This window comes from Arsenicicoccus dermatophilus, assembly GCF_022568795.1.
GTDB lineage: Bacteria > Actinomycetota > Actinomycetes > Actinomycetales > Dermatophilaceae > Arsenicicoccus > Arsenicicoccus dermatophilus.
On the sequence record NZ_JAKZHU010000001.1, the window covers coordinates 1,104,407 to 1,129,962 of the forward strand.

Annotated in this window: 31 protein-coding genes; 11 read left to right on the forward strand and 20 right to left on the reverse strand. The window is 72.6% G+C overall.

The window, feature by feature from the left end:
• The first annotated feature begins 196 nt into the window (after positions 1–196).
• Positions 197–364 carry a hypothetical protein gene (locus tag MM438_RS05215; RefSeq protein WP_241451460.1) on the forward strand — a complete coding sequence of 56 codons (168 nt, stop codon included), beginning with the start codon at positions 197–199 and terminating at the stop codon, positions 362–364.
• A gap of 8 nt (positions 365–372) precedes the next feature.
• On the opposite strand, the gene MM438_RS05220 is transcribed toward MM438_RS05215, so the two are convergent.
• Entirely contained in the window at positions 373–648 is a 276-nt protein-coding gene (locus tag MM438_RS05220; RefSeq protein WP_241451461.1) for a hypothetical protein, read from the reverse strand.
• On the reverse strand, positions 564–1,589 hold the full coding sequence (locus tag MM438_RS05225; protein ID WP_241451462.1) for an alpha/beta fold hydrolase: 1,026 nt from the start codon (positions 1,587–1,589) through the stop codon (positions 564–566). Before MM438_RS05225 ends, MM438_RS05220 begins: the two co-directional genes overlap by 85 nt.
• Before the next feature lie 208 nt (positions 1,590–1,797).
• Here MM438_RS05225 and MM438_RS05230 point away from each other — a divergent pair, with 208 nt between their 5' ends.
• From MM438_RS05230 to MM438_RS05240, 3 genes are all read left to right on the forward strand, one after another.
• Positions 1,798–2,577 carry a GDSL-type esterase/lipase family protein gene (locus MM438_RS05230; protein ID WP_241451463.1) on the forward strand — a complete coding sequence of 260 codons (780 nt, stop codon included), beginning with the start codon at positions 1,798–1,800 and terminating at the stop codon, positions 2,575–2,577.
• A gap of 13 nt (positions 2,578–2,590) precedes the next feature.
• A complete protein-coding gene (locus MM438_RS05235; protein ID WP_241451464.1) occupies positions 2,591–3,376 on the forward strand; it encodes an SGNH/GDSL hydrolase family protein in 786 nt (261 codons plus the stop codon).
• A gap of 209 nt (positions 3,377–3,585) precedes the next feature.
• Positions 3,586–4,233 (forward strand): SGNH/GDSL hydrolase family protein, encoded by a 648-nt coding sequence (locus MM438_RS05240; RefSeq protein ID WP_241451465.1) that lies wholly within the window; start codon positions 3,586–3,588, stop codon positions 4,231–4,233.
• Here the strand turns inward: MM438_RS05240 and MM438_RS05245 are convergent.
• From MM438_RS05245 to amrB, 3 genes are read right to left on the reverse strand one after another with little or no spacing between them, the layout of a single operon-like run.
• Positions 4,173–4,655 carry a hypothetical protein gene (locus tag MM438_RS05245; protein ID WP_241451466.1) on the reverse strand — a complete coding sequence of 161 codons (483 nt, stop codon included), beginning with the start codon at positions 4,653–4,655 and terminating at the stop codon, positions 4,173–4,175. The two genes, MM438_RS05240 and MM438_RS05245, sit on opposite strands and share 61 nt — an antisense overlap.
• Entirely contained in the window at positions 4,652–5,212 is a 561-nt protein-coding gene (gene amrA / locus MM438_RS05250) for an AmmeMemoRadiSam system protein A (protein ID WP_241451467.1), read from the reverse strand. Before amrA ends, MM438_RS05245 begins: the two co-directional genes overlap by 4 nt.
• The gene (amrB, locus tag MM438_RS05255) at positions 5,209–6,036 is read right to left on the reverse strand and encodes an AmmeMemoRadiSam system protein B (RefSeq protein WP_241451468.1); all 828 of its coding nucleotides are present in this window, start codon (positions 6,034–6,036) and stop codon (positions 5,209–5,211) included. Before amrB ends, amrA begins: the two co-directional genes overlap by 4 nt.
• Before the next feature lie 86 nt (positions 6,037–6,122).
• Between amrB and MM438_RS05260 the strand changes: the two genes are divergently transcribed.
• The 4 genes from MM438_RS05260 (at position 6,123) to MM438_RS05275 (ending at position 8,363) form a co-directional block, all read left to right on the forward strand.
• Entirely contained in the window at positions 6,123–6,836 is a 714-nt protein-coding gene (locus tag MM438_RS05260) for a type 1 glutamine amidotransferase domain-containing protein (RefSeq protein ID WP_241451469.1), read from the forward strand.
• Between the two features lie 73 nt (positions 6,837–6,909).
• Complete coding sequence (locus tag MM438_RS05265) at positions 6,910–7,119, forward strand: hypothetical protein (protein ID WP_241451470.1); 210 nt, start codon at positions 6,910–6,912, stop codon at positions 7,117–7,119.
• A gap of 37 nt (positions 7,120–7,156) precedes the next feature.
• Positions 7,157–7,822 carry a recombinase family protein gene (locus tag MM438_RS05270; protein ID WP_241451471.1) on the forward strand — a complete coding sequence of 222 codons (666 nt, stop codon included), beginning with the start codon at positions 7,157–7,159 and terminating at the stop codon, positions 7,820–7,822.
• Positions 7,823–8,018: 196 nt separating this feature from the next.
• Positions 8,019–8,363: a hypothetical protein gene (locus tag MM438_RS05275; RefSeq protein ID WP_241451472.1), complete on the forward strand. Its 345-nt coding sequence runs from the start codon at positions 8,019–8,021 to the stop codon at positions 8,361–8,363.
• A 119-nt stretch (positions 8,364–8,482) separates the two neighbouring features.
• Here MM438_RS05275 and MM438_RS05280 read toward each other — a convergent pair whose 3' ends face one another.
• From MM438_RS05280 to MM438_RS05310, 7 genes are all read right to left on the reverse strand, one after another.
• The gene (locus MM438_RS05280; protein ID WP_241451473.1) at positions 8,483–8,791 is read right to left on the reverse strand and encodes a hypothetical protein; all 309 of its coding nucleotides are present in this window, start codon (positions 8,789–8,791) and stop codon (positions 8,483–8,485) included.
• Positions 8,792–8,928: 137 nt separating this feature from the next.
• Positions 8,929–9,213 (reverse strand): hypothetical protein, encoded by a 285-nt coding sequence (locus MM438_RS05285; RefSeq protein WP_241451474.1) that lies wholly within the window; start codon positions 9,211–9,213, stop codon positions 8,929–8,931.
• A 176-nt stretch (positions 9,214–9,389) separates the two neighbouring features.
• Complete coding sequence (locus MM438_RS05290) at positions 9,390–11,747, reverse strand: ATP-binding cassette domain-containing protein (protein WP_241451475.1); 2,358 nt, start codon at positions 11,745–11,747, stop codon at positions 9,390–9,392.
• A gap of 152 nt (positions 11,748–11,899) precedes the next feature.
• The gene (locus MM438_RS05295) at positions 11,900–12,343 is read right to left on the reverse strand and encodes an NUDIX domain-containing protein (protein ID WP_241451476.1); all 444 of its coding nucleotides are present in this window, start codon (positions 12,341–12,343) and stop codon (positions 11,900–11,902) included.
• Positions 12,340–12,843, reverse strand: a complete 504-nt coding sequence (locus MM438_RS05300; RefSeq protein ID WP_241451477.1) for a single-stranded DNA-binding protein — start codon at positions 12,841–12,843, stop codon at positions 12,340–12,342. The genes MM438_RS05295 and MM438_RS05300 overlap by 4 nt, the downstream gene beginning before the upstream one ends.
• Positions 12,844–12,985: 142 nt before the next feature.
• The gene (locus MM438_RS05305; protein ID WP_241451478.1) at positions 12,986–13,648 is read right to left on the reverse strand and encodes a hypothetical protein; all 663 of its coding nucleotides are present in this window, start codon (positions 13,646–13,648) and stop codon (positions 12,986–12,988) included.
• Positions 13,649–13,664: 16 nt separating this feature from the next.
• The gene (locus MM438_RS05310) at positions 13,665–14,216 is read right to left on the reverse strand and encodes a hypothetical protein (RefSeq protein ID WP_241451479.1); all 552 of its coding nucleotides are present in this window, start codon (positions 14,214–14,216) and stop codon (positions 13,665–13,667) included.
• Positions 14,217–14,564: 348 nt separating this feature from the next.
• On the opposite strand from MM438_RS05310, the gene MM438_RS16225 reads away from it, so the two are divergent.
• Positions 14,565–14,696, forward strand: a complete 132-nt coding sequence (locus MM438_RS16225) for a hypothetical protein (protein WP_277627925.1) — start codon at positions 14,565–14,567, stop codon at positions 14,694–14,696.
• 130 nt (positions 14,697–14,826) lie between these two features.
• Positions 14,827–15,180: an RNA polymerase-binding protein RbpA gene (locus tag MM438_RS05315; RefSeq protein ID WP_241451480.1), complete on the forward strand. Its 354-nt coding sequence runs from the start codon at positions 14,827–14,829 to the stop codon at positions 15,178–15,180.
• A 71-nt stretch (positions 15,181–15,251) separates the two neighbouring features.
• Here MM438_RS05315 and MM438_RS05320 read toward each other — a convergent pair whose 3' ends face one another.
• The 8 genes from MM438_RS05320 to kdd form a co-directional block, all read right to left on the reverse strand.
• The gene (locus MM438_RS05320) at positions 15,252–15,773 is read right to left on the reverse strand and encodes an FxsA family protein (RefSeq protein WP_241451481.1); all 522 of its coding nucleotides are present in this window, start codon (positions 15,771–15,773) and stop codon (positions 15,252–15,254) included.
• 44 nt (positions 15,774–15,817) lie between these two features.
• The gene (locus MM438_RS05325; protein ID WP_241451482.1) at positions 15,818–16,585 is read right to left on the reverse strand and encodes a polyprenol monophosphomannose synthase; all 768 of its coding nucleotides are present in this window, start codon (positions 16,583–16,585) and stop codon (positions 15,818–15,820) included.
• Positions 16,545–18,158 carry an apolipoprotein N-acyltransferase gene (gene lnt, locus MM438_RS05330; RefSeq protein WP_241451483.1) on the reverse strand — a complete coding sequence of 538 codons (1,614 nt, stop codon included), beginning with the start codon at positions 18,156–18,158 and terminating at the stop codon, positions 16,545–16,547. The genes MM438_RS05325 and lnt overlap by 41 nt, the downstream gene beginning before the upstream one ends.
• A 387-nt stretch (positions 18,159–18,545) precedes the next feature.
• Complete coding sequence (gene kal, locus MM438_RS05335; RefSeq protein WP_241451484.1) at positions 18,546–18,953, reverse strand: 3-aminobutyryl-CoA ammonia lyase; 408 nt, start codon at positions 18,951–18,953, stop codon at positions 18,546–18,548.
• Positions 18,950–19,759, reverse strand: a complete 810-nt coding sequence (gene kamE / locus MM438_RS05340) for a lysine 5,6-aminomutase subunit beta (RefSeq protein WP_241451485.1) — start codon at positions 19,757–19,759, stop codon at positions 18,950–18,952. Before kamE ends, kal begins: the two co-directional genes overlap by 4 nt.
• The gene (gene kamD / locus MM438_RS05345) at positions 19,756–21,363 is read right to left on the reverse strand and encodes a lysine 5,6-aminomutase subunit alpha (protein WP_241451486.1); all 1,608 of its coding nucleotides are present in this window, start codon (positions 21,361–21,363) and stop codon (positions 19,756–19,758) included. The genes kamE and kamD overlap by 4 nt, the downstream gene beginning before the upstream one ends.
• Entirely contained in the window at positions 21,360–22,844 is a 1,485-nt protein-coding gene (locus tag MM438_RS05350) for an amidohydrolase family protein (RefSeq protein WP_338155504.1), read from the reverse strand. The genes kamD and MM438_RS05350 overlap by 4 nt, the downstream gene beginning before the upstream one ends.
• Positions 22,845–22,940: 96 nt before the next feature.
• A complete protein-coding gene (gene kdd / locus MM438_RS05355; RefSeq protein WP_241451488.1) occupies positions 22,941–24,029 on the reverse strand; it encodes an L-erythro-3,5-diaminohexanoate dehydrogenase in 1,089 nt (362 codons plus the stop codon).
• A gap of 88 nt (positions 24,030–24,117) precedes the next feature.
• Here kdd and MM438_RS05360 point away from each other — a divergent pair, with 88 nt between their 5' ends.
• Complete coding sequence (locus MM438_RS05360) at positions 24,118–25,551, forward strand: KamA family radical SAM protein (protein ID WP_241451489.1); 1,434 nt, start codon at positions 24,118–24,120, stop codon at positions 25,549–25,551.
• Positions 25,552–25,556: the final 5 nt, after the last annotated feature.

The following is a 25,556-nucleotide window of genomic DNA, read 5'->3' on the forward strand; positions in this document are numbered from 1 at the left end:
CCGGCCCCCGGGTGGTGGCGAGACCCCAGGTGGCTCGAGCCGTATGCCGGCAGCGGCGTCCGCCACCCGGGCGAACGTGCGCCCGCGGTGTCCCCCTCCGTCCGAGATGTCGATGCTCACTGGTTGTCACTGCCAACTACGTGCAGTAGTTGTACGGTCACGGGCCCCGACCGGCGGCCCGGATCGGGGGTTGACCATGGACGAGACGGCGTTCGTGCACCTGCTGGCCGCGGTGCACACCGGCGCCGCCTGGGTCGCGGCGCGCTGGCCGGGCGTGGAGCGCCCGGTCCGGATCACGTTGGCCCTGGCCTGCCTGACCATGTCCTTCGCGCTGTGGGTCACCGCCATGCGCATCTGGCCCTGAGGGCCCCGTCAGGGATGGTCGAGCTCGCGCACCAGCCGCTCCACCAGCGATCCAGCCTGGCCCGAGATCCCCTTGCGCGACAGCGCGTTCCAGGCCCGGGAGGCCTCGTCCAGGTGCTCGGTGCGGCCGTCGCGGACCACGCGGACGACGTCGACCAGGGCCAGCTGGTGGAGGTCGAGGGCGCCGTGCCCGGTGTCGGTCAGGCGCGCGAGGACGCCACCCGGGGCCAGGTCGACGAGCCGCGCCGCGACCGGCGGGGTGTGCGCAGGTCCCGGTCCCCGCACACGACGACCGTCGGCCAGGGATAGCGCCGTGCCTCGGCGACCAGGTCGAGCGGCTCGCCCCGGAACGGCGGCTGCCGGGCCGCGGCCTCCTGGAAGGCGAGCTGCGGGTCCAGCGGTCCGCCGTCCGGCGGCAGCCCGTAGCCGAGCTGCCCGAACGCGATGCCGACGACCGGGCCCGGCTCCACCCAGCACGGCAGCCCGTCCCCGTCGATCTCGTCGATCCCCAGGCGGGACAGCCGATCCCAGGCCCATCCCAGGTGCCCGTCCAGCCGGGCCCGCAGCAGTGCGGCGAGCACCTCGGGCCCGGCGAGCTCGTAGGTCACCTGCACGACGTGGGACAGGGCTGCCATCGGCTCGCCGGCCTCCGCGACCTGGCGCACCAGCGCGGCGACGTGCGCGGTCTGCGGAACCCGCCCGTCCCACAGCAGCTCGCGCCGGTGGGCCCGGGTGGCGGCCAGGTCGTCCGCCACGGACAGGATGGGGGAGTCGAGAACCAGCGCCTGGACCAGGTGGGGGTGCCGGACGGCGACGGCCTGCGCGAGATAGGTTCCGTACGACGAACCGACCACGACGGCCCGCTCCACGTCCAGGTGCGTGAGGACCGCTGCCGTGTCGTCGGCCGCCGCCTCCACCGTGACCGCCTCGCGGGGGACCGGGTCGCCCTCGGTCGTCCGGCCGGACAGGCCGACCCCGCGGTGCTCGACCATGATCACGTCCAGGCCCTGTCTGGTCGCCCTCCGCCGGAAGGCCTCGTAGGGCAGCACGGACGCCATGCCCGGGCCGCCGGGCAGCACCACGACCGGCGTGCCCCCCGGTGGCCCGGTGCGCACCCAGGCCACCTCGAGGTCCCCGGGCAGGCCCGCGCCGAGCGGGCGCCGCAGCTCGCCACCCTCACGGGAGACGACCCGCCTCGCCCAGGTCTGCATCACGCGGCTCACCACGCCGCGAGCGTAGCCACCGACCGTGGGAGCCACCCGCGGACGAGACCCCGAACGCGCCCTGGAGGTGCCACCGACGAGCTCACCCAGGTCCACGCTCGACCGCGCTCGCTAGGCCATTCAGGGCATCAACTGAGATTTTGAGCGGAGTTAGCATCACGCTGAGTAGTCTCATGGCAGGTTCCAGCCACGGTGACCGGGGGGATGTCCGATGGGCTTGATCACTGCAGCCATCGCCGCCACGTGCGCGGCCTTCCTGGAGGTGGGGCCGTCGCTGCCCGCGCCGCCTACGCCGGTGGTCCGGACCGCCCCCCTCACCACCGGGACCGGCGTCCTGGCGCCGCTGTCGCCCGCCAGCACCCGGTCGTGGGTCGGTCTGGAACGACTGCTGTCGGACGACCCGCGGTTCGAGTACTCCGAGGTGTGGGTCTACGGCGACTCGATCACCGTGCGGTCGGCACGCAACCTGGCTGCCCGGGTCGGCCCCGAGCTGGGCAGCAACATGGCGGTCGATGCCCAGGTGGCCATACCCACCACCCCCGCCACCGAGCGCCTCCTGGACCGCCTGCGGCGCACCCGCAACCGACCGCGCGTGCTCGTCTTCGCCCTGGGCACCAACGACGTCCCTGTCACCTACCCGGGGTTGGCGCCGTTCAACAGCCGCCCGCAGGACGTCTGGAAGGACCTGGCCGCCGTCCGCCGTGCGGTCGGTGCCGGCACCTCCATCGTCTTCGTGGAGACCTACGCCAACCGACGTTGGGCGCCGAACGACACCGTGCGCCGGGTCGAGCTCGCCAACGCCCGCCTCGTCAACGCCCAGGCCCGCAGGTCGCGGATCCCCGACGCGATCGTCCCCTGGTACGACGCGATGGCCCGCAACGAGAAGGCCTATCTCGCCGACGGGGTCCACACCACAGCTGCGGGGGCCGACTACCGCGCCTCGGTGATGATGCCGATCCTCGCGCGGCAGTACCGCACGCACCAGGCCTGAGGGGACCACCACGATGGGTATCGCCGCCCTGCTGACCGCCGCCCTGCTCGCCACCTCTGCGGTGGTGGCACCGCCGGCACCCAGACCCGCGGCACCTGCCACCGCGGCCCGGGTCGCCGCGCTCACCACGGCAGCGGGACAGCTGGCCCCGTTGAGCCGTAACACCACGCATAACTGGCTGACCCAGCGACGCCTGGTGTCGGACCAGGCGCGGTTCGAGAGCGCCGAGGTCTGGGTGTACGGCGACTCGATCACGGTCGGGACCGCTGCCAGCCTCGGCAACCAGGTCGCACCGCAGCTGCGGACGAGTCTGGCCGTGGATGCGCAGAACTCGATCCCCACCACCCCGGCGACGGACCGGCTGCTCGACCGGCTCAGGGTGACCCGCAACCGCCCGCGGGTGCTCGTCTTCGCCCTGGGCACCAACGACGCACCGGTGCTCTACCCGTCCCTCGCCGTCCCCAACAGCCGACCCGCGGACGTCTGGAAGGACCTCGCCGCCGTCCGCCAGGTGCTGGGGTCGCGCACCTCGATCATCTTCGTGGACACCTATCTCAACCGTCGCTATGCCCCCACCGACCGGGTCCGCGCGATCGAGATGGCCAATGCCCGGCTCATCAACGCCCAGGCCCGCAGGTCACGGATCGCCGATGCGATCGTCCCCTGGTACGCAGCCGTGGCCAAGGACGAGCGCAGGTATCTCACCGACGGGGTCCACCCCACGCCGGCGGGGGTCGATCTGCGGACCGCGCTGATCATGCCCGTCCTCGCGCGGCAGTTCGCCTCGCACCCTGCTTGATCCAGGTCGCCATGCACGCCGGGACGCGGGACAGTGGCGACGTGTGGCACCGACCCCGAGTCCCTCGCAGGGCCCGCGCCGGCCGAGGCCGCAGATCCGTCGTCCGCCGGCTGCTGGTCGCCGGATCGACGCTCTCGCTGGTCGCGGCGTGCGCGGGAGCGCCCTCGACCCCACCGACCGGCCCGTCGACGGGGGACGAACTCGCCCCGTTGAGCGCCGGTTGCACCTACCCCTGGCTGCGTCAGGTCCGGATCCGCTCCGACGACGAGGCCTTCGAGCGCGCCGAGGTGTGGGCCTACGGCGACTCGATCACGGTGTGGACGGCCCGGTCCCTCGACGAGCAGATCGGTCCGCGGCTCGGCACCACCCTGGCGATCGACGCCCAGTCGTCCATCCCCACCACACCCGCCACCGAGCGCCTCCTGGAGCGGTTGCGGGCCACCACCAACCGCCCCCGGGTCCTGCTCTTCGCGCTGGGCACCAACGACGCCGCGGTCACCTATCCTTCCCTCGAGCCTGCCAACAGCGAGCCGACGCAGGTCTGGCGGGACCTGGCCGCGGTGCGCGCCGTGACGGGCCCGGCCACCGCCATCGTCTTCGTCGAGGTCTACCGGCACCACTCCCGAGCGGCCTCCGCGCGGATGCGCAGCGTCGAGCTCGCCCACTCCCGCACGATCCACGAGCAGGTCCGGGCGTCGCGGATCCCGGACGCGATCGTCCCGTGGTACGACGCGATGGTGAAGGGGGAGTCGACCTACCTGGTGGACGGGGTGCACCCCTCCGAGGCCGGCACGGCCTACCGCACCTCCGTGATCATGCCGATCCTGGAGCAGCAGTACGCCGCCCACCCCGACTGACCGGCCCGGCACAGGACTGCCACCGCTCCCAGGTAGTCCTCGCGAGTGAAGCAGAAGGTGGGCAGGTGGACCGGATCGACGGCCTCGTCGGGCAGTCCTCCCACCCCCACTTCGACCAGGTCACGCAGACCGGTGGTCATCTCGTGGCGCCGACGGATCTTCGTCCACCGGCATGAACCCGCCGTGCCGAAGGACAGCGCGCTCGACCCGGGGTAGAAGTGCCGCAGCGGCTTCTTCTCGATCGGGTCCAGGCAGAAGCCGCTCGACCGGCCGTAGGTCGTGAGCACGAGCTCGTCATCCTCGCGGGCCCGCACGAAGCAGAAGCCGCGCTGCCCCTCCCGCAGCCGGCACCCGCGCGGGCACAGGTCGCACTGGATCCGGCCGTCGTCCAGCGAGTGCCAGTACCGCGCAGGGGAGCTCATCGGGCCCGCTCCTCCCATGCGGTGACCGTGTAGCGCGACACCCGCACGTCCTCGCCCCACCAGTCCTGGTGCAGCCGGGCCTTGGTCTTGAGGCTGCGCAGGAAGTCTGCCGGGTCGGGCAGCTGCTCCCACACCTGCGGCAGATAGGTCCCGCGGTGCCCGGGCGCCTCCAGCAGCAGCCCGTCGACGTGCGGGCGCAGCTGCGCGACGAGGTCTGCCTCGGACGAGAAGGTCAGCGGCTCAGGGCGGCTCAGCACCGACACCTCCAGGTCGACGTGGTCGATCTCGTCGGGCGTCACCGGTCGGAAGCGAGGGTCGTCGAGCGCCGCGGCCCGCGCGTTGCCGCGCACGTCGTCCACCAGCGGGCGGTATGCCGAGAGGCTGCCGATGCACCCGCGCAGCCGGCCGCCGAGATGCAGGGTGACGAAGGCCGCGCCCGGCTCGTCGGCCCACGCCGGGATCGTCGGGTCGGCCTCCGTGGGCACCCCGACCGCACGCCGGACGGCAGTGCGGGCCAGCGGGATCAGCAGGTCACCCGCCTCCTGGGGGATGGTCACGACGCCGCCTCCAGCGCGAGCGCGGCATAGCCCACCACGCGCGCCCGGTCACCCGCGGTGTCGCCGGACGAGCAGGACGCCAGCTCGCGGATCGTGGCCCCGCTGCGGCGGGCGTGCTCCATCAGGCCGTTGACCGGCGTCGCCCCGCAGGCCTGCTCGTGGTCGATCGTGCCGTGGAGGGTCGTCACCTGGTCCAGGGTCGCCCGGTCCACGCGCCGCGCGTCGTCATACGGCAGGTAGTGCGACAGGTCCGAGCTGATCACGACCACGGTGCCGGGGTCGGCCAGGAGCCGGTCGATCACGTCGGCCACCTCGTGCTTGCTCGCCCGCCCGACGGCCAGCGGCGCGATCACGACGCCGGGGGCGAGGCGCTGGGCGAAGGGCAGGTGCACCTCGATGGAGTGCTCCGGCGCGTGCGGGGCGTCGGTGACGACGACGGGGGAGAGGTCCTGCAGATCGGCCACGTCGACGGTCAGCTCGCCGAGCGGGGTGCGCCAGGTGCCGGACTCGGGCGCCGCGACGCCGCGCACCGGCACGCGGTGGGTGGGCCCGAGGACGGCGACCCGCCGGGCGGCGCCCAGGTCCAGGGCGCGGTAGGCCGCGGCGGCGGTGGACCCGGAGTAGAGATAGCCCGCGTGCGGCGCGATCACCGCGCGGGCGCCCGGGTCGGCAGGAGCGGGCCCGACGTCGGGGGAGGCCGGCGCGCCGGGGGAGACCGCTCCCAGCAGCCGGTCCACCACCTCGGCGAGCTCGCGCGGGGCGCGCGGGATAGAACAGTCCGGCGACGGCCGGTTCGCGCATCTTCGTGGGCCCAGCGTAGGCACGCTCGGACTGCCGGTGCAGGGGCGGAGGACTCATCGGCTTTCACCCTGGGTATGCACAGAGGAGCCCATCGTCAGGAGGAGTCGTCATGGCCCGTCGCACCACCCCCCGCCGCGTCCTCGCCGTCGTCACCAGCACGACCCGGTATGTCGACAAGGGCTACCGCACCGGCCTGTGGCTCGGTGAGCTGACCCACTTCTACGACGTGCTCACCGAGGCCGGGCACCAGGTCGACGTCGTCAGCATCGACGGCGGCCAGGTCCCGCTCGACCCGGAGAGCCTGTCCACCCTGATGCTGCGCTCGGGCGGCACGGGGGAGCGGTATGCCGACCCGTCCTTCATGGCGCTCCTGGACGACACGCCGGGCATCGACGAGGTCGACCCCGAGGACTACGACGCGGTCTACCTCACCGGCGGGCACGGCGTGATGTTCGACTTCCCGGGCAGCGAGGCGCTGGGCCGGGTGCTCGTGGAGATGGCGGCGGGCGGCAAGGTCGTCTCGGCCGTCTGCCACGGTCCCGCAGGCTTGCTCGCGGCCGTCGACGCGGACGGCACGCCGATGATCGCCGGGCGCAAGGTCACCGGATTCTCCTGGCCCGAGGAGAAGCTCGCCAAGCGTCAGGACGCCGTGCCGTTCCGGCTCGACGAGCAGCTGCAGGCCCTGGGCGCGACGTACGTCAAGGCGCGGATCCCCTTCACCAGCAAGGTCGTCCGCGACGGCTTCCTGATCACGGGGCAGAACCCGCAGAGCGCGTCGGACGTCGGCAAGGCGGTCGTGAAGGCCCTGCGGAAGCAGCGCTGACGTCTCCCGATGGCAACGCTCCGTCGTCGCGTCGCACCTCTGCGGAGCGACGGCGGGGGATAGGCTGCGCGCCATGACCGCCAACCCGTCCGAGGAGCGCCCCGCTCAGGGGGTCCTGGACGCGCGCGCCGCGGGCCAGGCCGCCGAGCTGGTGGACGAGGTCGTGAAGTTGGTGGACGCCCGGGAGGTGCAGGCGACGGCGCCCGAACGCGCTTATCTGGCAGGCGTTTCCGCCACCTTGCGAACCCAGGCCGCGGGCGCGGGAGACTCGCCGGACCGTTAGGTGTACATCCAAGGACCGTTTGTTGTACATTAGGGGAGTGAGCACCTCTCGTGCGGGGGAGTCCCGCCTCGCCCTCGGTTATGTCCGCGTCTCCACCGTCGACCAGGCCGTCAACGGCCTCAGCCTGGACACCCAGCGCGCCCTGCTCGAGGCCGACGCGGCCCGTCGCGGCTGGCGCCTGGAGATCCTCGCCGACGAGGGGATCTCGGGCACGGACGACCAGCGGCCAGGGCTTCGCGAGGCTCTGACCAGGCTCGATGCCGGGGAGGTCACCGCCCTGATGGTCACCCGGCTGGACCGGTTGACGCGATCCGTCTCCGGTCTCAGCGCCGTCCTGGCGCGGGCCGGTGAGCACGGCTGGGACCTGGTCATGCTCTCGCCGGCCATCGACACCACCGACCCGGCGGGTCGCTTCACGACCTCCATCCTGGCCTGCGCGGCGCAGTACGAGCGCGACCTCATCGGCCAGCGCACCCGAGAAGCCCTGGCGCACAAGAAGGCCCAGGGGGGCCAGCTCGGGCGCCCGCGCAACGTGGACGAGGCTGTCGTGCAGCGCATCCAGGCCCAGCGCGCCGAGCGGAAGTCGCTGCGGGCGATCGCCGAGCAGCTCAACGCCGAGGGCGTGCCGACGGCGCAGGGCGGCGCCAAGTGGCACGCGTCGACGGTCAGCACGGTGCTCAAGCTGTATGGCGAAGGGGCCTGAGGGGGATAGGTGTACGCCGGTGGGAGGGGCTGGCTGTACGCCGTAATGACATAATCTAGATTATCGGCGTTTCTCGGCAGGGGGTGCAGCCTGCTCCGACGGTGTCGCCGGCCCCTCTCGCCGCCGTGTCGATCCTCGAGGCCCACCCGGTCGCAGCCTGCACGGCTACGGTGGTCGCACGCGTCAGGTCGCCGCGATGATCCTCGTCGTCCTCGCCTTCCTCGTGGGCACCACGGTCGCCGAGCTGCACCGGCTGCCCGGCGGCCTGAGCGGCGCCGACGACCACGCCGCCCGCACCGTCTTCGCCCAGCTGCACCCTGGCGCGACCGATGTCCAGGTCCGGCGCGGCGCCGACCTGGGCCCCTGCCAGTACGCCGAGATCAGCGCCACGGTGGCCGGCGACGTCGTGGTCGAGCACCTCACCCTGCAGCCCGGGCCGACCCCGCGCCTGATCCGGCGCTCCACGGACGCCGACTACGTCGACCTGGACGACGGCGCGGACCGGCTCCGGGAGCACTGCTCCCCCGCCAGATCACGGTGACCGCCGGGCGTCTCGACATACGGACAGGTGGTCGCGGCGGTGGTGCCTCTCCCCCGCCGTCGTGCCCAGGGCGCGCCGTCGGGCGCCTCGACCGGCCGATGGTGGCCGCTCGGCGGTGATCAGGCGCTGAGCCTGCGCGCCACCTGCTCCTCCGGACGGGCCGGCAGCGCCGTGGCCAGGTGCAGCTCCATCAGGATGCCCGGCAGTGCCTGCTGGCCCGGCATGACCACGACGAGCTCCTCGTCCGTGGCCTCGACGAGCAGGTGCGCCGGCGGGCAGGCACCCGGGGAAGCCACCATGATGAGCTCGCCCTCGGGGGTGGTGAGCTCGAAGGAGCCATCGGCGCGGGTGCGGGTGGTCTGGTGTCCGTCGGTGACCAGCAGGCCGCCCAGGCCCTCGGCGTCCTCGGTGGTGACTCGTCCAAACATCGGTGTCCTCCTGTCGCATCTCTCCATCAGAGAGTGATGAGATGACTTCATAGAGTCATCTGATGCCACTTTAGGTGGAAATGACCGATATGGGGAGAGGGTCCCGAAGGCGTTGTTCGGGCGTTATCGACCGATTCTCAGGCGCTGAGCGGGCGAGACCACCGGCACTGCTCCCCCAGCAGGTCCATCAGCATGCCGTCCTCGCCCGCCTCGCCGGTCACGGTGAGCAGCACCCCGCCCGCGAGGGGCTCGACCAGGGCATGAGCGGGGTGGTCGCCGGACAGCCCCATCAGCATGAGGTCCTCGGCGCGCGCGTCGAGCTCGAAGGACCCGTCCGGACGGGTGTGGGTCAACGACAGACCGTCGGTGACCGCGATGCCGCCGAGCCCGCGACCCTGGGGGTCCATGATGCGTCCCTGCATGAGTGTCTCCTTCCCGACCGGACGCCACGGGATCACGGATGGCTCCGCGGTGAGGGGCCCGTGGCTCGTCCATGGTGGTGCGCCACCGCGCGCGTGAGGGCGCTGCGCTGGTGAACTGTCGGCGAATCTCGGGGGATGGCCGCCGGGGGGTCGAGGGATCCCGGATCGGTGCGCCGTCAGGCGCCGACATACTCCGCCAGGTGCTGACCGGTGAGCGTGGTGGCGCCGGCGACCAGGTCGGCGGGGGTCCCCTCGAAGACCACGCGCCCGCCGTCGTGACCGGCCCCCGGACCCAGGTCGATGATCCAGTCCGCGTGCGCCATCACGGCCTGGTGGTGCTCGATCACCACCAACGAGGTCCCGCCGTCGACCAGCCGGTCGAGCAGCCCGAGCAGGGTGTCCACGTCGGCCAGGTGCAGCCCGGTCGTGGGCTCGTCCAGCACGTAGACCGAGGCCCTCTCCCCCATCTGCGAGGCCAGCTTGAGCCTTTGCCGCTCACCTCCGGACAGGGTGGTCAGCGGCTGACCGATGGTGAGATAACCCAGGCCCACGTCCTCGAGCCGCTGGAGGATCGTGTGCGCGGCGGGGATCCGCGACTCCCCCGCGGCGAAGAAGGCGCTCGCGTCGGTCACCGACATGGCCATGACCTCGGCGATGTCCTTGCCGCCCAGGTGGTGCTCCAGGACCTCGGGCTGGAAGCCCTTCGCCTCGCACACCTCGCACGGCGTGGACACGGTGTCCATGAAGCCCAGCTCGGTGAAGATCACGCCCGCGCCCTTGCAGGTGGGGCAGGCCCCCTCCGAGTTCGCCGAGAACAGCGCCGGCTTCACACCGTTGGCCTTGGCGAAGGCCTTGCGGACCGGCTCCAGCAGGCCGGTGTACGTCGCGGGGTTGGACCTGCGGGAGCCCTTGATCGGGGTCTGGTCGACGACGACGACCTCCTCGCGCCCGGCCAGCGAGCCGTGGACGAGCGAGGACTTGCCGGACCCGGCGACCCCGGTCACGACGCACAGCACCCCGAGCGGCACGTCGACGTCCACGTCCTGCAGGTTGTGGGCGCTCGCCCCCCGGATCTCGAGCCGGCCGGTGGCTGGGCGGACCTCCTCCTTGAGCCGGGCCCGGTCGTCCAGGTGCCGCCCGGTGACGGTGTCGCTGGCCCGCAGTCCCTCGACGGTCCCCTCGAAGCAGATCTGACCGCCGGCGGACCCCGCCCCCGGCCCGAGATCGACCACGTGGTCGGCGATCTCGATCATCTCCGGCTTGTGCTCGACCACGAGGACGGTGTTGCCCTTGTCACGCAGCCGCACCAGCAGCTCGTTCATCCGCCGGATGTCGTGCGGGTGCAGGCCCACGGACGGCTCGTCGAAGACATAGGTGACATCGGTGAGCGAGGAGCCGAGGTGGCGGATCATCTTGGTGCGCTGGGACTCTCCACCGGACAGGGTGCCGGTGGGGCGGTCCAGCGAGAGGTAGCCCAGCCCGATGCCCACGAAGGCGTCCAGCAGATGTGTCAGGCCCCCCAGCAGCGGTGCCACCTCGGGGCGGTCGAGCCCGCGGACCCAGTCGGCCAGGTCGGTGATCTGCATCGCGCAGCAGTCGGCGATGTTGCGCCCCTCGATGCGCGACTCCAGGGCGTGGGGTGCGAGGCGGGTGCCGCCGCAGGCCGGGCAGTCCCGGAAGACCACGGCACGATCCACGAAGGCCCGCACGTGCGGCTGCATGGCCTCACGGTCCTTGGACAGCATGGACCTCTGGATCCGCGGGACGATCCCCTCGTAGGTCAGGTTGATGCCCTCGACCTTGATCTTGGTGGGCTCCTTGTGGAGCAGGTCGGCGAGCTCGGTCGCGCTGAAGTCCTTGACGGGCTTGTCCAGGGCGAAGCCGTAGCCCGCGAAGATCCGGCCGTACCACCCGTCCATCGAGTAGCCCGGGACGAGGATGGCGCCGCCCGCGAGGGAGAGGGTCTCGTCGTACACCGCGGTCAGGTCGACGTCCGACACCTGGCCGGTCCCCTCGCACTCCGGGCACATGCCACCGACGAGGGAGTAGGTGCGCTTCTGCTTCTTGCCCTTGTCGGGGCCTCGCTGGACGGTGATCGCTCCCGCGCCGCTCACCGAGGGCACGTTGAAGGAGTAGGCCTGCGGCGAACCGACGCGCGGCTCGCCGAGGCGGGAGAAGAGGATGCGCAGCATCGCGTTGGCGTCCGTGGCCGTGCCGACCGTCGAGCGCAGGTTGGCGCCCATCCGCTCCTGGTCCACCCGGATGGCCGTGGTCAGCCCCTCGAGCAGGTCCACGTCGGGCCGGGCGAGGCTGGGCATGAAGCCCTGCACGAACGACGAGTAGGTCTCGTTGATCATCCGCTGCGACTCGGCCGCGATCGTGCCGAAGACCAGCGAGCTCTTGCCCGAGCCGGACACCCCGGTGAAGACCGTCAGCCGCCGCTTCGGGATCTCGACCGACACGTCCTTGAGGTTGTTCTCCCGCGCGCCCTGGACGCGGATGCGGTCGTGGGAGTCGGCGGCGTGCGGGGACATGGTCGCTCCGTCCTGGTGGGTCGCCTCACATCTTGCCGTATGACGGTCCCCGGGGGGCGGCGTCCGGTCGTGGTCGTCCCGGTGTCGCCCCCGCCTACGCCTCGGCCGGGAGCCGCGCGGGCAGGTCGCGGCCGAGGCGTAGGCGGCAGCGGTCAGCGGCTCAGGCCGTGGGAGTGCAGCGGCAGGCGGGCGCGCTCGGGGCCGTAGCGCACCACGTGCGCCAGACTCGGCGGCCGGATGTCCAGGTCGTAGCACGCCTCGGTGTCGAACCAGCGGAACTCCAGCCCGGGCACCTGCGTGGTGGCCCGCGTCTTGTCGACGCGAGCCTCGAAGGCAAGGTTGATCTCGTGGTGGGCCTCGCCGTCCAGCTCGTAGGCGTTCTCCACCACCGCGACCAGGTCGGCGACCTTGGCCTCCAGGCCGAGCTCGTCGAGGATGTCGCGGTGCAGGGCGGCCTTGGCGGACTCGCCGAGGGTGACGGGGCCACCGGGCAGGAACCAGAAGTCCTGACCCTCCCGGCGGTTGAGGAGCACGCGAGGGCCGCTGCGGATCACGGCGGACACCACGACGTCGAACGTCTTCGGTCGATTCGTCATGCCTGGACTGTAGGCCGCGCCGGCCCGCCCGGCTCGGCGGGGGTGCCGCGGACGACGTCCAGGCTGCTCGCCCGCACCTCGTAGCGGGACGCCGGCCCGCCCGGGCTGCGCCAGAAGCGGCGGTGCAGCGTGCCCGTGACCTCGACGACCTCGCCGGGCACCAGCGAGCCGGCCCGCTGCGCCGTCTCCCCCGGCCAGCAGCCCACGTCGATCGCGTCGACCGTGGGCGCGCGCCGCCCGGGCGGAGCAGCCGGCTCGACGGACTGCGCGGCCTGGGTGCTCCGGGCGCGTCGGACCACCAGCCGCAGGCTCACCAACCGGTCGCCGCTCGGCAGCTCGCGCGTGACGGGGTCGGCGGCCACCCGGCCCCGCAGCCGCACCTCGTTGAGGTCCGGGATCTCCTCGGCCGGACCCGCACCGGCTGGACCCGCGTCCGACGGCTCCCCGCCCACCGCACCCTCGTCGACGTCGTGATCGTCGGCCTCCAGCTCGTCCACCATGGTCTCGCCCACCTCACCGCAACCGGGCCGCCTCTCGGCCCGCTCTCACCCGCCACGGTGGCACGGGCGCCCTCGCGCCGCAGGCCGTCGTACGGCACCTGTGGACGACCGCTCCGCGGCCGGGACGATCTGTGGACGACGGTCAGGATCCGACGGGTCCGCCGCACCGCCGGCCCAGCCGGACCGGCTCGCGGGGTTGCCCGGTCCCCGGGTCGACGGCGATCGTGAGGCGCCGTCCGGACGACAGCCGGAGGACCAGCGCGCCGGGCGCCTGCCACCGGGCGTCGGCGAGCGGGTCGTACTCCGTGCTGACGCAGGCGACGTCCCAGCGCCGGGCCGCGAGGTCGAGAGCCCGGTGCTGCACCGCCACCGTGATGCGCGGCGACACCAGGTCGCCGTCGGTGACCACGTCGGCCTCGTAGGGCTCCCGCACGTCCTCGACCGGTGCCGGCAGCACCCGCTCGTCCCGGTCCGGGTGCACCCCGATCTGCGCGAGCATGCCCACCAGGCCCAGCACCGTGGCGCCGACGGCGGCCACCAGGATCGTGACCACCAGCCGGCGGTGGGTGTCGGTCACGAGGGAGCGCAGGCCCCACCCGATCAGGGCATACCCCGCCGCGCCGTGGACGATCGGGTGGTCGAGCAGCTCGTGGACCAGACGCGAGTCGGTGGGGTTCAGTCGCCCCCACAAGGTGGTGAGCAGGACCAGCACCCCGGCGAGGAGCCACCACGGGGCACGTCGACGCGCGCGCTGCAGGTGACCACCCGGGGCGAGCGCGCCGGCGGGGGGACGGGGTGCGGGCACGGCAGGCACTGTCGGGTCAGACCTCGCCCTCGTCGTCCTTGCGCTCGCCCCGGCGGATCAGGGAGCCCATGCCGGGCAGCCCCTGCGCGGCATGGGACAGGTCGGTGACGGCGTCCAGGATCTCGCGCACGTCCGGGGCGAGCTGGTCGAGCTGGCGCAGGGTGCCCGGCAGCCGGTCGATGAGCCCGACGACCGCGAGCACCTCGTCCCGGTCGATGGAGTCCACGACCTCCGCGGCGATGGGCAGGGCCTTGTCCGCCATCGGGGTGATGGTGGGCATGAGCTGCTCCCCCGCCGCCACGAGGGCCTCGGCGCGGGCGACGATGCCGGCGACCCGGGCGTTGGTGGCGTCGGCCGCGTCAGCGACCGCGTCGACGTGGGCCCGGGAGAGCGCCGCCTGGGCGAGGAGCTCCTCGGCCTGGGCGAGCAGGGCCTCGCCGCGAGACACCATCGCCTCCACCCGGTCCACGAGGCCGAGGGCGCGCGGCCACAGGTCGGCGGCGTCCGTGACCCCGTCCCTCACGGTGACGGCGGCGGTGAGCAGGTCCGAAGGTCCGAGGATGCGCATGGGCCCATCATGCCTGGGGACGACTCCTCCAGCCCGAGCAACCATCCGGTTGCGATCGGGCCGCCTCGAGGCCGAGGGCATGACCTGCGAGGAGACCCTCATGACACGCACCGAGGCGCTGGTCGCCCGACGGCGCAGCACGCGCCACCAACGTGCGTGGTACTGGTACGCCCGGGCAAGCTCTGCCTACGTCACGACCACGGCGACCGTACTGATGGGTCCTTACCTCACGAGCATCGCCAACCGCGCGGCGTGCCCCGGGCAGGCGTCCGACCAGGTGCGCCGGACCCACCTGTCCGTCCTGGGCGTGCCGGTCTCCCTCGGGTCGGCACCCTGCTGTTCGGGCTCGTGCAGCAGCGGACCCACTCCTGCCGGCTGTCGCTCCTCGCGTTCTTCGTCGTCGGCGGAATCCTCCTGGCCCGTGTGGACGTTCGCGCCGGGATCCGCGCGGCGGGCAACCCGGAGCCGCTGATCGTCTAGAATAGGAGGGTTGCGCGCTACTCAACGTCATCGATTCCGGCGTTAGGGTCGCCCGGTTTGCTGCTTCGGGCGCGCGGGTATGGCCTCGGGCAAAGCACGAGGCAGGTCACCGATCGAAAGGGGAACGGACATGGCCGAGCGGTCACTGCGCGGATCGCGCCTCGGGTCCTTCAGCATGGAGACCGATGACGGGGTCGTTCCCAGCGAGCGGCAGCTCGTCTCCTACACCTGCCCCAACGGCCACGTCACGGAGCTTCCCTTCTCCATCGAGGCCGAGGTGCCCAACACCTGGGAGTGCCGCTGCGGCGAGCTCGGGCGGCTCCAGGGCGGCGACGCCCCCGAGGAGAAGCCCGCCAAGCCGGCGCGCACCCACTGGGACATGCTCCTGGAGCGCCGCTCCATCAAGGAGCTGGAGGAGCTCCTCGAGGAGCGCCTGGAGCTGCTGCGGGCCTCCCGCGGCGAGAAGCCCAAGCGCTCCGCCTGAGCAGGTCACCCGCACGACGACGGCCCGGCACCCTGGAGGGTGCCGGGCCGTCGTCGTGCGCGAGCCGGTAGCTAGAGCACCTCTCCCTCGATCACGTCGTCGTCCTGGCGGGTCGCCCGCGTGGCGCCGGGGCCGGCACCACGCGTCGTGGCTCCCGGTCCCGGGGCCGCGGCCCCGGGCGGGGTGGCGCTGGCTCCCCCGGCATACGTCTGACGGACCCGGATGCCGGGCGCCGACGCGAGCAGCTGGCGCGTGATCACGCGGGACAGCAGCCGCCGGGCGACGCCACGGGTGCCGGGCAGGATGCAGGCGAAGCCCAGCACGTCGCTGAGGAAGCCGGGCGTCAGCAGCAGCGTCCCGCCCACCAGCACCAGGGCTGCGTCGGAGAGCTCGCCGGCAGGCAGCCGCCCGCTCGCGAGCGCGCCGCGCAGCGAGGCCCAGGCGGCGCGCCCCTCCCGCTTGACCAGCCAGGCACCGATCGCCGACTCGAGCAGCAGCAGGCCGATCGTGGGCCAGCCGCCGATCACCCGGCCGATCGCGACGATGACCGCGATCTCGAGGGTGGGAACGACGAGCAGCAGGACGAAGGCCACCAGCGGCCAGCGGGATCCACGAGGGCGACGATCGGAGGAAGCACTCACAAGGTGTTCTGACGCTCCTGACCGCGTCGGCGTTCCACGAGCCGGCGAGCCTGCTCGCCCCGGTGCCGCAGGCCCCACACCGTGATCCGCTGCATGGACTCGCGGACGATGTCGCCGTTCATCTTGGAGACGCCGGACTCGCGCTCGACGAAGGTGATCGGGACCTCACGGATGCCGATGCCGGCCCGCACCGTGCGCCAGGTCAGATCGGTCTGGAAGCAGTAGCCGTGGGACTCCACGCCGTCCAGGCCGATGCGGCGCAGCGTGTCGGCGCGGTAGGCGCGGAAGCCGGCCGTCGCGTCGTGCACGGGCATGCCGAGCAGCGCGCGGATGTAGTAGTTGCCACCGACGCTGAGGAACTTGCGGTGCCAGGGCCAGTTGACGATGCCGCCACCGGGGATCCACCGCGAGCCGATGACCAGACCCACCTGCGGGTCCTCCAGGGCCTTGAGCAGGTCGGGCAGCTGCTCGGGTCGGTGAGACAGGTCGGCGTCCATCTCCACGAGGACGTCGTAGCCCTCGCGCAGCCCCTCCTCGAAGCCCGCGAGGTAGGCCCTGCCCAGGCCCTCCTTGCCCTGCCGGTGCATGACTCGGATCTGGGGGTCGCGAGCGGCGATCTCGTCGGCCAGCTGTCCCGTGCCGTCCGGTGACCCGTCGTCGAGCACGAGCACGTCGACCTCGGGGGCGGCGGCGCGCAGGCGCTCCAGGCAGCGAGGGAGCGTCTCACGCTCGTTGTACGTCGGGATCAGGACCAGGGTGCGCATGGTGATCAGACCGTTCAGGAGAGTCGGAGGACGTGGTGGAGGTCGTACGTGGCTGGGCCGTCCGGGCGATGGCCCCTAGGGCCATGATCACCATCGAGAGCCAGACCGCCAGGTCGTTCACCCGCACGGCGGGGGTAATCTCCGTCCGGCGCGGCAGGGTGTCACGCAGCGCAGCCGGGGTGAACAGTGCCGTGCGCTGGTGGGCCACCCCGTCCGGGGTGATGAGGGCGGAGGTGCCGACCGTCGAGACGTGGACCACGGAGCGGCCCAGCTCGACCGCGCGCACCCGGGAGATCGCCAGCTGCTGGTAGGACTCGTCGGTGTAGCCGAAGGTCGCGTTGTTGGTCTGCACCGCGAGGATCTGCCCGCCGTGCGTCACCGCGTCGCGCATCAGGTCGTCGTAGGCGCTCTCGAAGCAGATGCCGATGCCCACGGGCACCGGCCCCCGGGAGGTCGGGGCGGTGATCACCCCGACCTCGTCACCCGCCGCGAAGTCGTGGGTGAGCAGGTCGACCTTGTCGCTGAAGTGTCGGAAGAACGAGCGGTAGGGGATGTACTCGGCGAACGGGACCGGGTGGCGCTTGGCGTAGTGCGCGGTCGGGCCCTTGGAGCCCTCCCACAGCAGCGTGGTGTTCTTGATCTCGTCGTGCGGGCCCTGTCGCAGGGTGCCCACGAGGATCGGGGCGTTGGCCGCGACCGACGCGGCGGTGATGACCTGCCCGGCGTCGGCGTTGGCGACGGGGTCGATGTCCGAGGCGTTCTCGGGCCACACGACCAGGGCGGGCTCGCCGCGTCCGGCGGCGACCTGGGCGGCCACGGCCCGGCGGGTGACCTCGGCGTGGTTGTCGAGCACCTGGCGACGCTCCGCGTTGAAGTCCAGACCGGCGCGGGGCACGTTGCCCTGGACGGCGAGGACGTCGACGGAGGTGCCGCCGGTCGGGGCGGTGAGCAGGGCGGGTCCCCACAGGACGGCACCGGCCCCGGCGAGTGCGCCGGCGGGTCGGGCCAGCGCCAGGGGCGAGCGGGCGCCCGGGTGCCGCACGGCCCGCCGTGCCCCCAGGAGCCCGGCGGCCAGCAGGCCGCCCGCGAGGGCGACGACGAAGGTCAGGCCGGGGGTCGCGACATACCGCACGAGGGGCAGCGTCGGGGCGTCGGCCATGGCGAAGGCGATCTTGAGCCAGGGGAAGCCTCCGAAGGGGGTCACGGAGCGCAACCACTCCCCGGCGCACCAGGCCGCCGCGACGACCACGGCGTAGGGCATCCGCCACCCCCGCGGTGCCCGCAGGCCGAGGGCACCGCACGCCGCCCCGGTGAGCCCGACGTACGACGCCTCGAGCAGGGCCAGCGCGACCCACGGGAGGTTGCCGACGTAGATCCCGGACCAGTGCAGGGCGGGCAGGTAGGCCGCCAGCCCGGCGAGCACCCCCAGCCCGAGGCCGCGGGCCACCCCGGCTCCCCGGGTGGCCAGGGCGACCAGCGCGATGCCGACGGGTGCCAGGAACCACAGGTCGTGGGCCGGCCACGAGAGCCACAGGGCGAGGCCGCCGAGAAGGGCGAGGGCGAGTCGGGACACCGCGTCACCCTAGCCGGGCGAAGGGCTCCGCGGCGTGCAGCACGGCCCGCATGCCGTTGGGGCCGCCTCGGGCCGGTCTCCGGACAGGTCCGGTGCCAGGGCCGTGACGTTTTCTACTAGGCATGCGGGCCGCGCTGCTGCCCGAGGATGGCGGGCAACCACCGTCAACCTATTGGGTGACCGTGCGTAACTGTCAACACCGCTCTGACCTGCGGCTTCTCAGGTTTTCGCAGGTCAGAGGTTCGGGTCAGACCGCCATCAATCATCTGATACGCGGCGTGTCACACCAAACACGCCGAGTGCTGAAGCGATTGGCGAGGTGCTTTAGTCACTCAGAGTCGATTTGCTATAGCAGGCGTCCTTGCGGACGGTGACGGTCATGAGTGCTCATCCCTCGACCGGTGCCGGCACGACCACCACGCCGCGGGCCGTCGTCGCCACCACCGGGGGGTCCAGCAGGTCGGCCGCGGACTCGCCGCGCGCGGGGTTGCCCCGGGCGACCACGCGCACCTCGAAGTCCATCTCGCGCGACCGGCGGCCCGCCCGCACGAGCGTGCAGCTGATCTCGAGGCAGTCCCCCGCCCGGACCGGCGCCCGGAACTGGACGTCGCTGTATGACGCGAAGAGCCCCTCGTCGCCGTCCGTGCGGATGCACATCTCGGTCGCCACGTCGCCGAAGGCCGCCAGGGAGTAGGCGCCGTCGACGAGGTTGCCGGCGTAGTGCGCGTGGCTGTAGGGGACATAGCGGCGGTGGACGACGGTGGTGCCCACCGCGGGGCCGGTGCCTGCGCTCATCGGGTCTGCTCCTTCGTGGTCGTCGTGGTGCTGCTCGCGCCCTGGCGCTGCGCCATGGCGTGGACGAGGTAGGACGCCACCTCGCCGGGGGTCGTGCCCTTGCCGAAGATCCGGTCGACGCCGAGCTCGGCGGTGGCCGACTCGTCGAACCGCGGCCCGCCCACCACCAGCAGCGGGGTGGTCCCCGCCGGGTAGGCCTCCCGGAAGGCGGCCGACATCTCCTGGGTGTTGGTGATGTGCGCATCGCGCTGGGTCACCACCTGGGAGACCAGCACGGCGTCGGCCTGCTCCGCGCGCGCCCGCTCGACGAGGTCCGGCACCAGGACCTGGGCGCCGAGGTTGACGACCTTGATCTCGGAGTAGTACTCCAGCCCCTTCTCCCCCGCGAAGCCCTTGATGTTGAGGATCGCGTCGATGCCCACCGTGTGCGCGTCGGTGCCGATGCAGGCGCCCACGACCACCAGGGGCCGCCGCAGCTGCTTCTTGATGGCTGCGTTGACCTCCTTGGCGCCCAGCAAGGGGTAGTCGCGCTCCACCACGACCACGTCGCGCAGGTCGACCAGGTGGTTGACGCTGCCGTAGACCACGAAGAAGGTGAAGTCCGGGCCGATCGCCTTGGCGTGCACCAGGAGTGCCGGCTTGAGGCCCATCTTGTCCGCGAGCTGCAGCGCCGCCCCCTCGGCCCGCTTGTCGTGCGGGATCGGCAGCGTGAACGACACCTGGATCATGCCGTCGCCGGTCGTGTCGCCATACGGCCTGATGATGTCGGGCAGGCTCCGCTCCCCCGACCGGTCGTCGCCGCTCACTTGCTGCCTCCCGCCGTCGTGGCGACGCCCTCGTCGAGGAGCGTGATCGCCGGGTTGTCGTAGTCGTCGGCCTTGCGGACCACGCCGTCCAGGCCCTTGCCCGCGTCGGCCGGCCGCTTCATCAGACCGAAGGTGCCGTCCGCGATGGCGTCGAGCAGGGTGTCGTCGGCGATCCGCTCGAGCAGGTCCACCGCCTCGGACAGGACCTGCCGGGCCCGGGTCTGGATGAACCCGTCCGCCGGAGGCTGGAAGTCCTCGCGCAGGCCACGGCCCGCCTCGAGCGCGTAGCGCACGTTCTGCAGAGCCAGGTCCCGGTCGGACAGGAAGGGCGTCACGACCGCCTCGGTCATCATGCCCACGAGCAGGATCCCCTGGTCGGTCAGGCCGCCGACGAAGTTGAAGAAGCCGTCGAGCAGGTACCCGCGGAAGACGTCGCCGGTCATGTGCTTGGTCGGCGGCATCCACTTCAGGGGGGCCTTGGGGAACAGGTCGCGCGCCAGCATGGCGTGGGCCAGCTCCATCCGGAAGGAGTCGGGCAGCTCCGGGACGATCTCGAAGGCGTGCCCCAGGCCGAGCTGCCAGTCCTCGAGCCCTGCCTCCTTGGCGAAGTACTCGTTGAGCAGCTGGCTGACCGTGACGGTGTGCGCCGCCTCGACGGCGTCCGCGGTCGTGAGGTAGTTGTCCTCGCCGGTGTTGATGATGATCCCGGCCCGGGCGTGCACCTGACGGCTGAACCGCTGGTCGACGAAGGTCCGGATCGGGTTGATGTCGCGGAAGAGGATGCCGTACATCGAGTCGTTGAGCATCATGTCGAGCCGCTCCAGGCCCGCGAGCGCGGCGATCTCCGGCATGCACAGGCCCGAGGCGTAGTTGGTCAGGCGGACGTAGCGACCGAGCTCCTTGCTCGTCTCGTCCAAGGCCGCCCGCATCAGCCGGAAGTTCTCCTGCGTGGCGTAGGTGCCGGCATAGCCCTCACGGGTGGCGCCCTCGGGGACGTAGTCCAGCAAGGACTGCCCGGTGGACCGGATCACCGCGATGATGTCCGCTCCCCCGCGCGCCGCGGCCTGGGCCTGCGGGATGTCCTCGTAGATGTCGCCGGTGGCGACGATGAGGTAGACCCACGGACGCGAGGGGGCGTCGCCGACCTTGGCGATCAGGCGCTCGCGGGCGGCCCGCTGTTTGTCGATCTGGGTGATCCCGGGCCTGACGCCGCGCATGGCCAGCCTGCGGGCGGTGGTGAGCTCCTTGCCCTCGGGCATCCGGAAGTCGGCGGCCCCGGCTGCGGCCTTCTGCGCCAGGGTGACCAGGTCCGGGGCGACGCCCCGGGCGATCGCGTCGTAGGCCGGGGTGGTGACCCCGTGCTCCAGGCCGACCTGCTCGCGGACCGCGTCGACGAGGTGGTTGACCCACGGCACACGCTCGTGGTCGGCGCCGGCCAGTCCCGCGAGGCGCAGGGTCGCGCGCTCGACCGAGACGGTGGTGTGCTGCTGCGCGAGCTGCACGACGGGCCGACCGGCCTTGCGCGCCAGGGTGCGCGCCCGCCGGACGACGTCGGGGTCCAGCTCCAGGTGCGCGCGCGGTGGACTCGCTGCGGCGCGGGTCATGACAGAGCTCCTTCGGTCGAGTGGATGATGCGCCCCCCGACGACGGTGAGCACCGCCGTGGGGTTGTCGGTGCCCGGCGCCAGCAGCGGCAGTCCCGGGGTGTGCAGCCGCTCCTGCTGGTGCTGCAGGAGCTGGTCAGGATCGAGATCCCACACCACGAGGTCGGCGGGCAGGCCCACGTCGAGCTGGCCGCGCCAGTCCTCGGCGACCGCGGACCAGCCGGCCCGGGTGTGGGCCCGGAAGGCCTCGCCCACCGACAGCCGCTCCTCCGGGGAGCGGTGCCAGCGCGCGGCCCGCACGGTGCCCCAGGGGTCGAGCGGGGTCTCCGGCGCCGAGGACGTCAGGTGCAGGTCCAGGCCGTCGGTCACGAGCGACGCGAGCCGCACGTAGTCCTGCACGCGGGAGGGGCCCAGGCGCCGCGCCAGGACGCCGTCGGGGGCCCCCAGGTAGGTGTCGACCTGGGGCACGCGGGCGACGCTCACCGCCAGGTCGATGAGGGTCCCGAGGACCATGGGGTCGGCCACGGACTGGGTGAGGGTGCGGTGCCGCAGCCCGCGGAACCGGTCCAGGCCCACCTGGCGGACCGCCACCCGCAGCCCGGCCGCGAGCTCCTGGGCGGCCCGGTCCCCGAACGCCACCAGGTTGCTCTGCACCCCCACCCGCGAGGTCACCACCATGTGCTCGGCGATCGTCTCGGCGGGGAGCGGGCCGGGCCCGGCGTAGCCCGGGGCATCGGCATAAGGATCGACCAGCGCGGCCCGGCGCAGCCGCACCAGGCCGTCGACGGGGACGTAGCAGCCCTGCAGCCCCAGGTCGCGGACCAGCGCGAGAGCCTCGTCACCGGTCGTGCACACGCGGTCGAGGTAGTGCTTGACCACCGGGAGCGGCACCGACTCGTCCCCGGCGCCGCGCAGCTCCACGACCGAGGACTCGCTGCCGTGGTGCAGGTGCACCGCGCCGATGCCGTGAGCCGCCGCCAGGCGCAGCAGCTCCAGGGTCTGCTGCCGGTGCTCCCCGGGGTCCGCAGCCGCGGCACCACCTGCTGCAGGTCGTCGACCTGCAGCGGCCCGAGCTCGTCCGGCCAGGTGACGCTGTCGGGCCGGTGCTCGTGGGCCAGGGCCCGCAGCGCGGCGCACGCGACACCGGCGCCCAGCCCGGCCCGGATCATCAGGGCCGGGCGGCCGCCGGAGGCGCGGGCCAGCTCGTCGGGCGTGGGTGCCCGCAGCTCGGGCCACAGGCTCTCGTCGTAGTCGCGGGCCACGAGCGGGCCCGTGCCGGAGCTCGCCGCCGCGGCGACCCGGTCCAGGGCGTCGGCCAGGGACGTGGCGGCGCCGAGGTCCACCGCTCCCACCAGGTCGCCGGCCTGCGCGCAGAACAGCGCGGGCTCCACGAAGGGCGTCGTGACCAGGCGCCCGCCGAGGTCCACGACGACCTCGGCGTCGGCGGCCTGGGCCTCGGCCTCGGCCTCGTTGCCCACCCACAGCACCCGGGTGCCGTCGACGAGCAGGGCCGTCGGGAAGCCCCGCGTGGGGACGTAGACCTGCCCGTTGCGGTAGAGCGTGCGGACTCGCATGCGCTCAGTCTGCCGTGGGCGCGATCCGCCGGGTGAACAGGGAACGGACCTGGGTGTCGGACCGCACCAGGTCCAGCGCGAGGGCGGCGTGCCCGGGGGTGTAGCCGTTGCCCACCAGCATCCGCACGTCGGCGGCCAGACCCTCCGCGCCCAGCGCGGCGGCGCTGAAGGACGTCGCCATGGAGAAGAAGATCACCGTCCCGCCCTCGCGGGTGACCAGGATCGAGGGGTGCTCGCAGCCGGGGACGTCCACGCAGACGACGGTCACGTCGGCCGGGCCGCCTGCCGCCTCCACCGCGCCCAGCAGGCCCAGCGGGTCCCGCGCGTCGGCCAGCACGACGTGGTCGGCCAGGCCGGTGCCGTGCAGCAGCTCCGCCTCCGCCTCGAAGGGCACCACCGCGGTCAGCGTCCCGGCACCCGCGCGCCGGGCGGCGGCCAGCGACAGGGACCCGGACTTGCCGGCGCCGCCCAGCACCAGGACCGAGGGCGCCTCGCCGGTGCGGTCGTGGTGCTCGCGGACCACCCGGTCGACCAGCGCCGGTGCGCCGCACACGTCCATGACCATGAGGGCCAGCTCGGGCTCCAGGTCGTCCGGGAGCACCGCCGCGATGGACCGGCCGAAGAGGATCGCGTGGCCCTGGGCGGGGACCCGCTCGTCCTCGCCGTCCCAGCGCTGCAGGCCGTCGGTGATCTGCAGGGGCGTCAGGCTCAGCGACACCAGGGTGGCGATCCGGTCGCCCACCTCCAGGCCGAGCGTCGACCGCGGACCGACCTCGGCGACCGTGCCGATGAGCATCCCCCCCGACCCCGTGACGGGGTTCTGCATCTTGCCGCGCTCGGCGACGATGTCGAGCACGGCCTGGCGCACCCCGGCAGTGCCGTACGCCTCGCGCAGCTGGCGATAGCTGGCCGCGTCCAGGTTGAGCGTCTCGACGTCGACCCGCACCTCGTCGGGCCAGATCTCCGGGCGGGCGTCCAGGCGGCGGGCCGCCTGCGGCAGGGCCGGGCGCTCGCCGTCCTGCAGGACGACGCGGTGCAGTCCGTATGGCGAGGAGGGGGTCCGGGTGGTCTCGGGCGTCACGGTGTCGCTCATGTCGAATCTCCGCTCTGAGATGGTCTCGACGGCAAGATGTGCTGCCCGCAGTGTTGCACGCCGGAAACCGTTCGGTAGCGTGGGGGCCATGAGTGCAATGGAGCAGCCATATGTCTACCGCCGCCGGGAGCTGGTCGAGCCCGACTGGCGTCGTTTCCCGGGGTGGCGGGACGTCACCGACACGGACTGGGCCAGCGCCCAGTGGCAGCGCACCCGCTGCGTCAAGAACATCAAGCAGCTCCGGGAGCTCATGGGCGACCTGCTGACCGAGCAGTTCTACGCCGACCTCGAGCGGGACCAGGCCGAGCGGGCGACCATGTCGATGCTCGTGCCGCCGCAGATGATCAACACGATGGTCCCGGCCACCGACTCCGAGATGCCGGCCGCGGGCGAGGAGTTCACCCGGGCCTTCCTCGCCGACCCGATCCGGCGCTACATGCTCCCGGTCTTCTCCGACCGCCGCTCGGACTGGCCGAGCCATCCCCACGCGTCGCGGGACTCGCTCCACGAGGCGGACATGTGGGTGGCCGAGGGACTGACCCACCGCTACCCCACCAAGGTGCTCGCCGAGCTGCTGCCGACCTGCCCGCAGTACTGCGGCCACTGCACGCGCATGGACCTCGTCGGCAACTCCACGCCGCAGGTCACCAAGCTCAAGCTCGCCGGCAAGCCGGTCGACCGGCTCGACGCGATGATCGACTACCTCAAGGGCACCCCGCAGGTGCGCGACGTGGTCGTGTCCGGCGGTGACATCGCCAACATGCCGTGGAAGAACGTCGAGTCCTTCCTGATGCGGCTGCTGGAGATCGACAACATCCGCGACATCCGGCTCGCCACCAAGGCGCTCATGGGTCTGCCGCAGCACTGGTCGGCGCCGGACACCGTCGAGGGCGTCGGTCGCGTCGCGTGGACCGCGGCCCGCCGCGGCGTCGGCCTGGCGATGCACACCCACATCAACAACGTGCAGTCGCTCACCCCGTCCGTGGCCACCGCCACCCGCCTGATGCACGAGGCGGGCGTGCGGTCCATCCGCAACCAGGGCGTGCTGATGCGCGGCGTCAACGACACCCCCGAGGCGCTGCTCGACCTGTGCTTCACGATGCGCGACGAGGCCGCCATCAACCCCTACTACTTCTACATGTGCGACATGATCCCGTTCAGCGAGCACTGGCGGATGTCGCTGGCCGAGGCCCAGCGGCTGCAGCACGAGATCATGGGCTACCTGCCGGGATTCGCGACGCCGCGCATCGTGTGCGATGTCCCCTTCGTCGGCAAGCGCTGGGTGCACCAGGTGGACACCTACGACACCGAGCGCGGGATCTCGCTGTGGCGCAAGAACTACCGCACCTCCATCGAGGGTGAGGACGTGGACGTCACCAGCGCCGAGTACGCCTACTACGACCCGATCTACACCCTGCCCGAGGCCGGTCAGCAGTGGTGGCGCGACAACACCGACGCCGCCGCGACCCACCAGGTCAACGAGGCGGCCGCGGCCGCCTCCCGCGAGGCCTCCCTGGTCTGAGCGTC

Coding starts and splice junctions, on each gene's coding strand:
- MM438_RS05290 (WP_241451475.1), bottom strand. CDS start 11,747: ATGTCCCCGCACGCCGCCGACTCCCACGACCGCATCCGCGTCCAGGGC.
- MM438_RS05315 (WP_241451480.1), top strand. CDS start 14,827: ATGGCCGAGCGGTCACTGCGCGGATCGCGCCTCGGGTCCTTCAGCATG.
- MM438_RS05245 (WP_241451466.1), bottom strand. CDS start 4,655: ATGAGCTCCCCTGCGCGGTACTGGCACTCGCTGGACGACGGCCGGATC.
- kamD (WP_241451486.1), bottom strand. CDS start 21,363: ATGACCCGCGCCGCAGCGAGTCCACCGCGCGCGCACCTGGAGCTGGAC.
- MM438_RS05265 (WP_241451470.1), top strand. CDS start 6,910: ATGACCGCCAACCCGTCCGAGGAGCGCCCCGCTCAGGGGGTCCTGGAC.
- MM438_RS05295 (WP_241451476.1), bottom strand. CDS start 12,343: ATGACGAATCGACCGAAGACGTTCGACGTCGTGGTGTCCGCCGTGATC.
- MM438_RS05280 (WP_241451473.1), bottom strand. CDS start 8,791: ATGTTTGGACGAGTCACCACCGAGGACGCCGAGGGCCTGGGCGGCCTG.
- MM438_RS05230 (WP_241451463.1), top strand. CDS start 1,798: ATGGGCTTGATCACTGCAGCCATCGCCGCCACGTGCGCGGCCTTCCTG.
- kal (WP_241451484.1), bottom strand. CDS start 18,953: ATGAGCGCAGGCACCGGCCCCGCGGTGGGCACCACCGTCGTCCACCGC.
- MM438_RS05360 (WP_241451489.1), top strand. CDS start 24,118: ATGAGTGCAATGGAGCAGCCATATGTCTACCGCCGCCGGGAGCTGGTC.
- MM438_RS05325 (WP_241451482.1), bottom strand. CDS start 16,585: ATGCGCACCCTGGTCCTGATCCCGACGTACAACGAGCGTGAGACGCTC.
- kdd (WP_241451488.1), bottom strand. CDS start 24,029: ATGAGCGACACCGTGACGCCCGAGACCACCCGGACCCCCTCCTCGCCA.
- MM438_RS05215 (WP_241451460.1), top strand. CDS start 197: ATGGACGAGACGGCGTTCGTGCACCTGCTGGCCGCGGTGCACACCGGC.
- MM438_RS05285 (WP_241451474.1), bottom strand. CDS start 9,213: ATGCAGGGACGCATCATGGACCCCCAGGGTCGCGGGCTCGGCGGCATC.
- MM438_RS05275 (WP_241451472.1), top strand. CDS start 8,019: ATGATCCTCGTCGTCCTCGCCTTCCTCGTGGGCACCACGGTCGCCGAG.
- MM438_RS05310 (WP_241451479.1), bottom strand. CDS start 14,216: ATGCGCATCCTCGGACCTTCGGACCTGCTCACCGCCGCCGTCACCGTG.
- MM438_RS05235 (WP_241451464.1), top strand. CDS start 2,591: ATGGGTATCGCCGCCCTGCTGACCGCCGCCCTGCTCGCCACCTCTGCG.
- MM438_RS05300 (WP_241451477.1), bottom strand. CDS start 12,843: ATGGTGGACGAGCTGGAGGCCGACGATCACGACGTCGACGAGGGTGCG.
- MM438_RS05260 (WP_241451469.1), top strand. CDS start 6,123: ATGGCCCGTCGCACCACCCCCCGCCGCGTCCTCGCCGTCGTCACCAGC.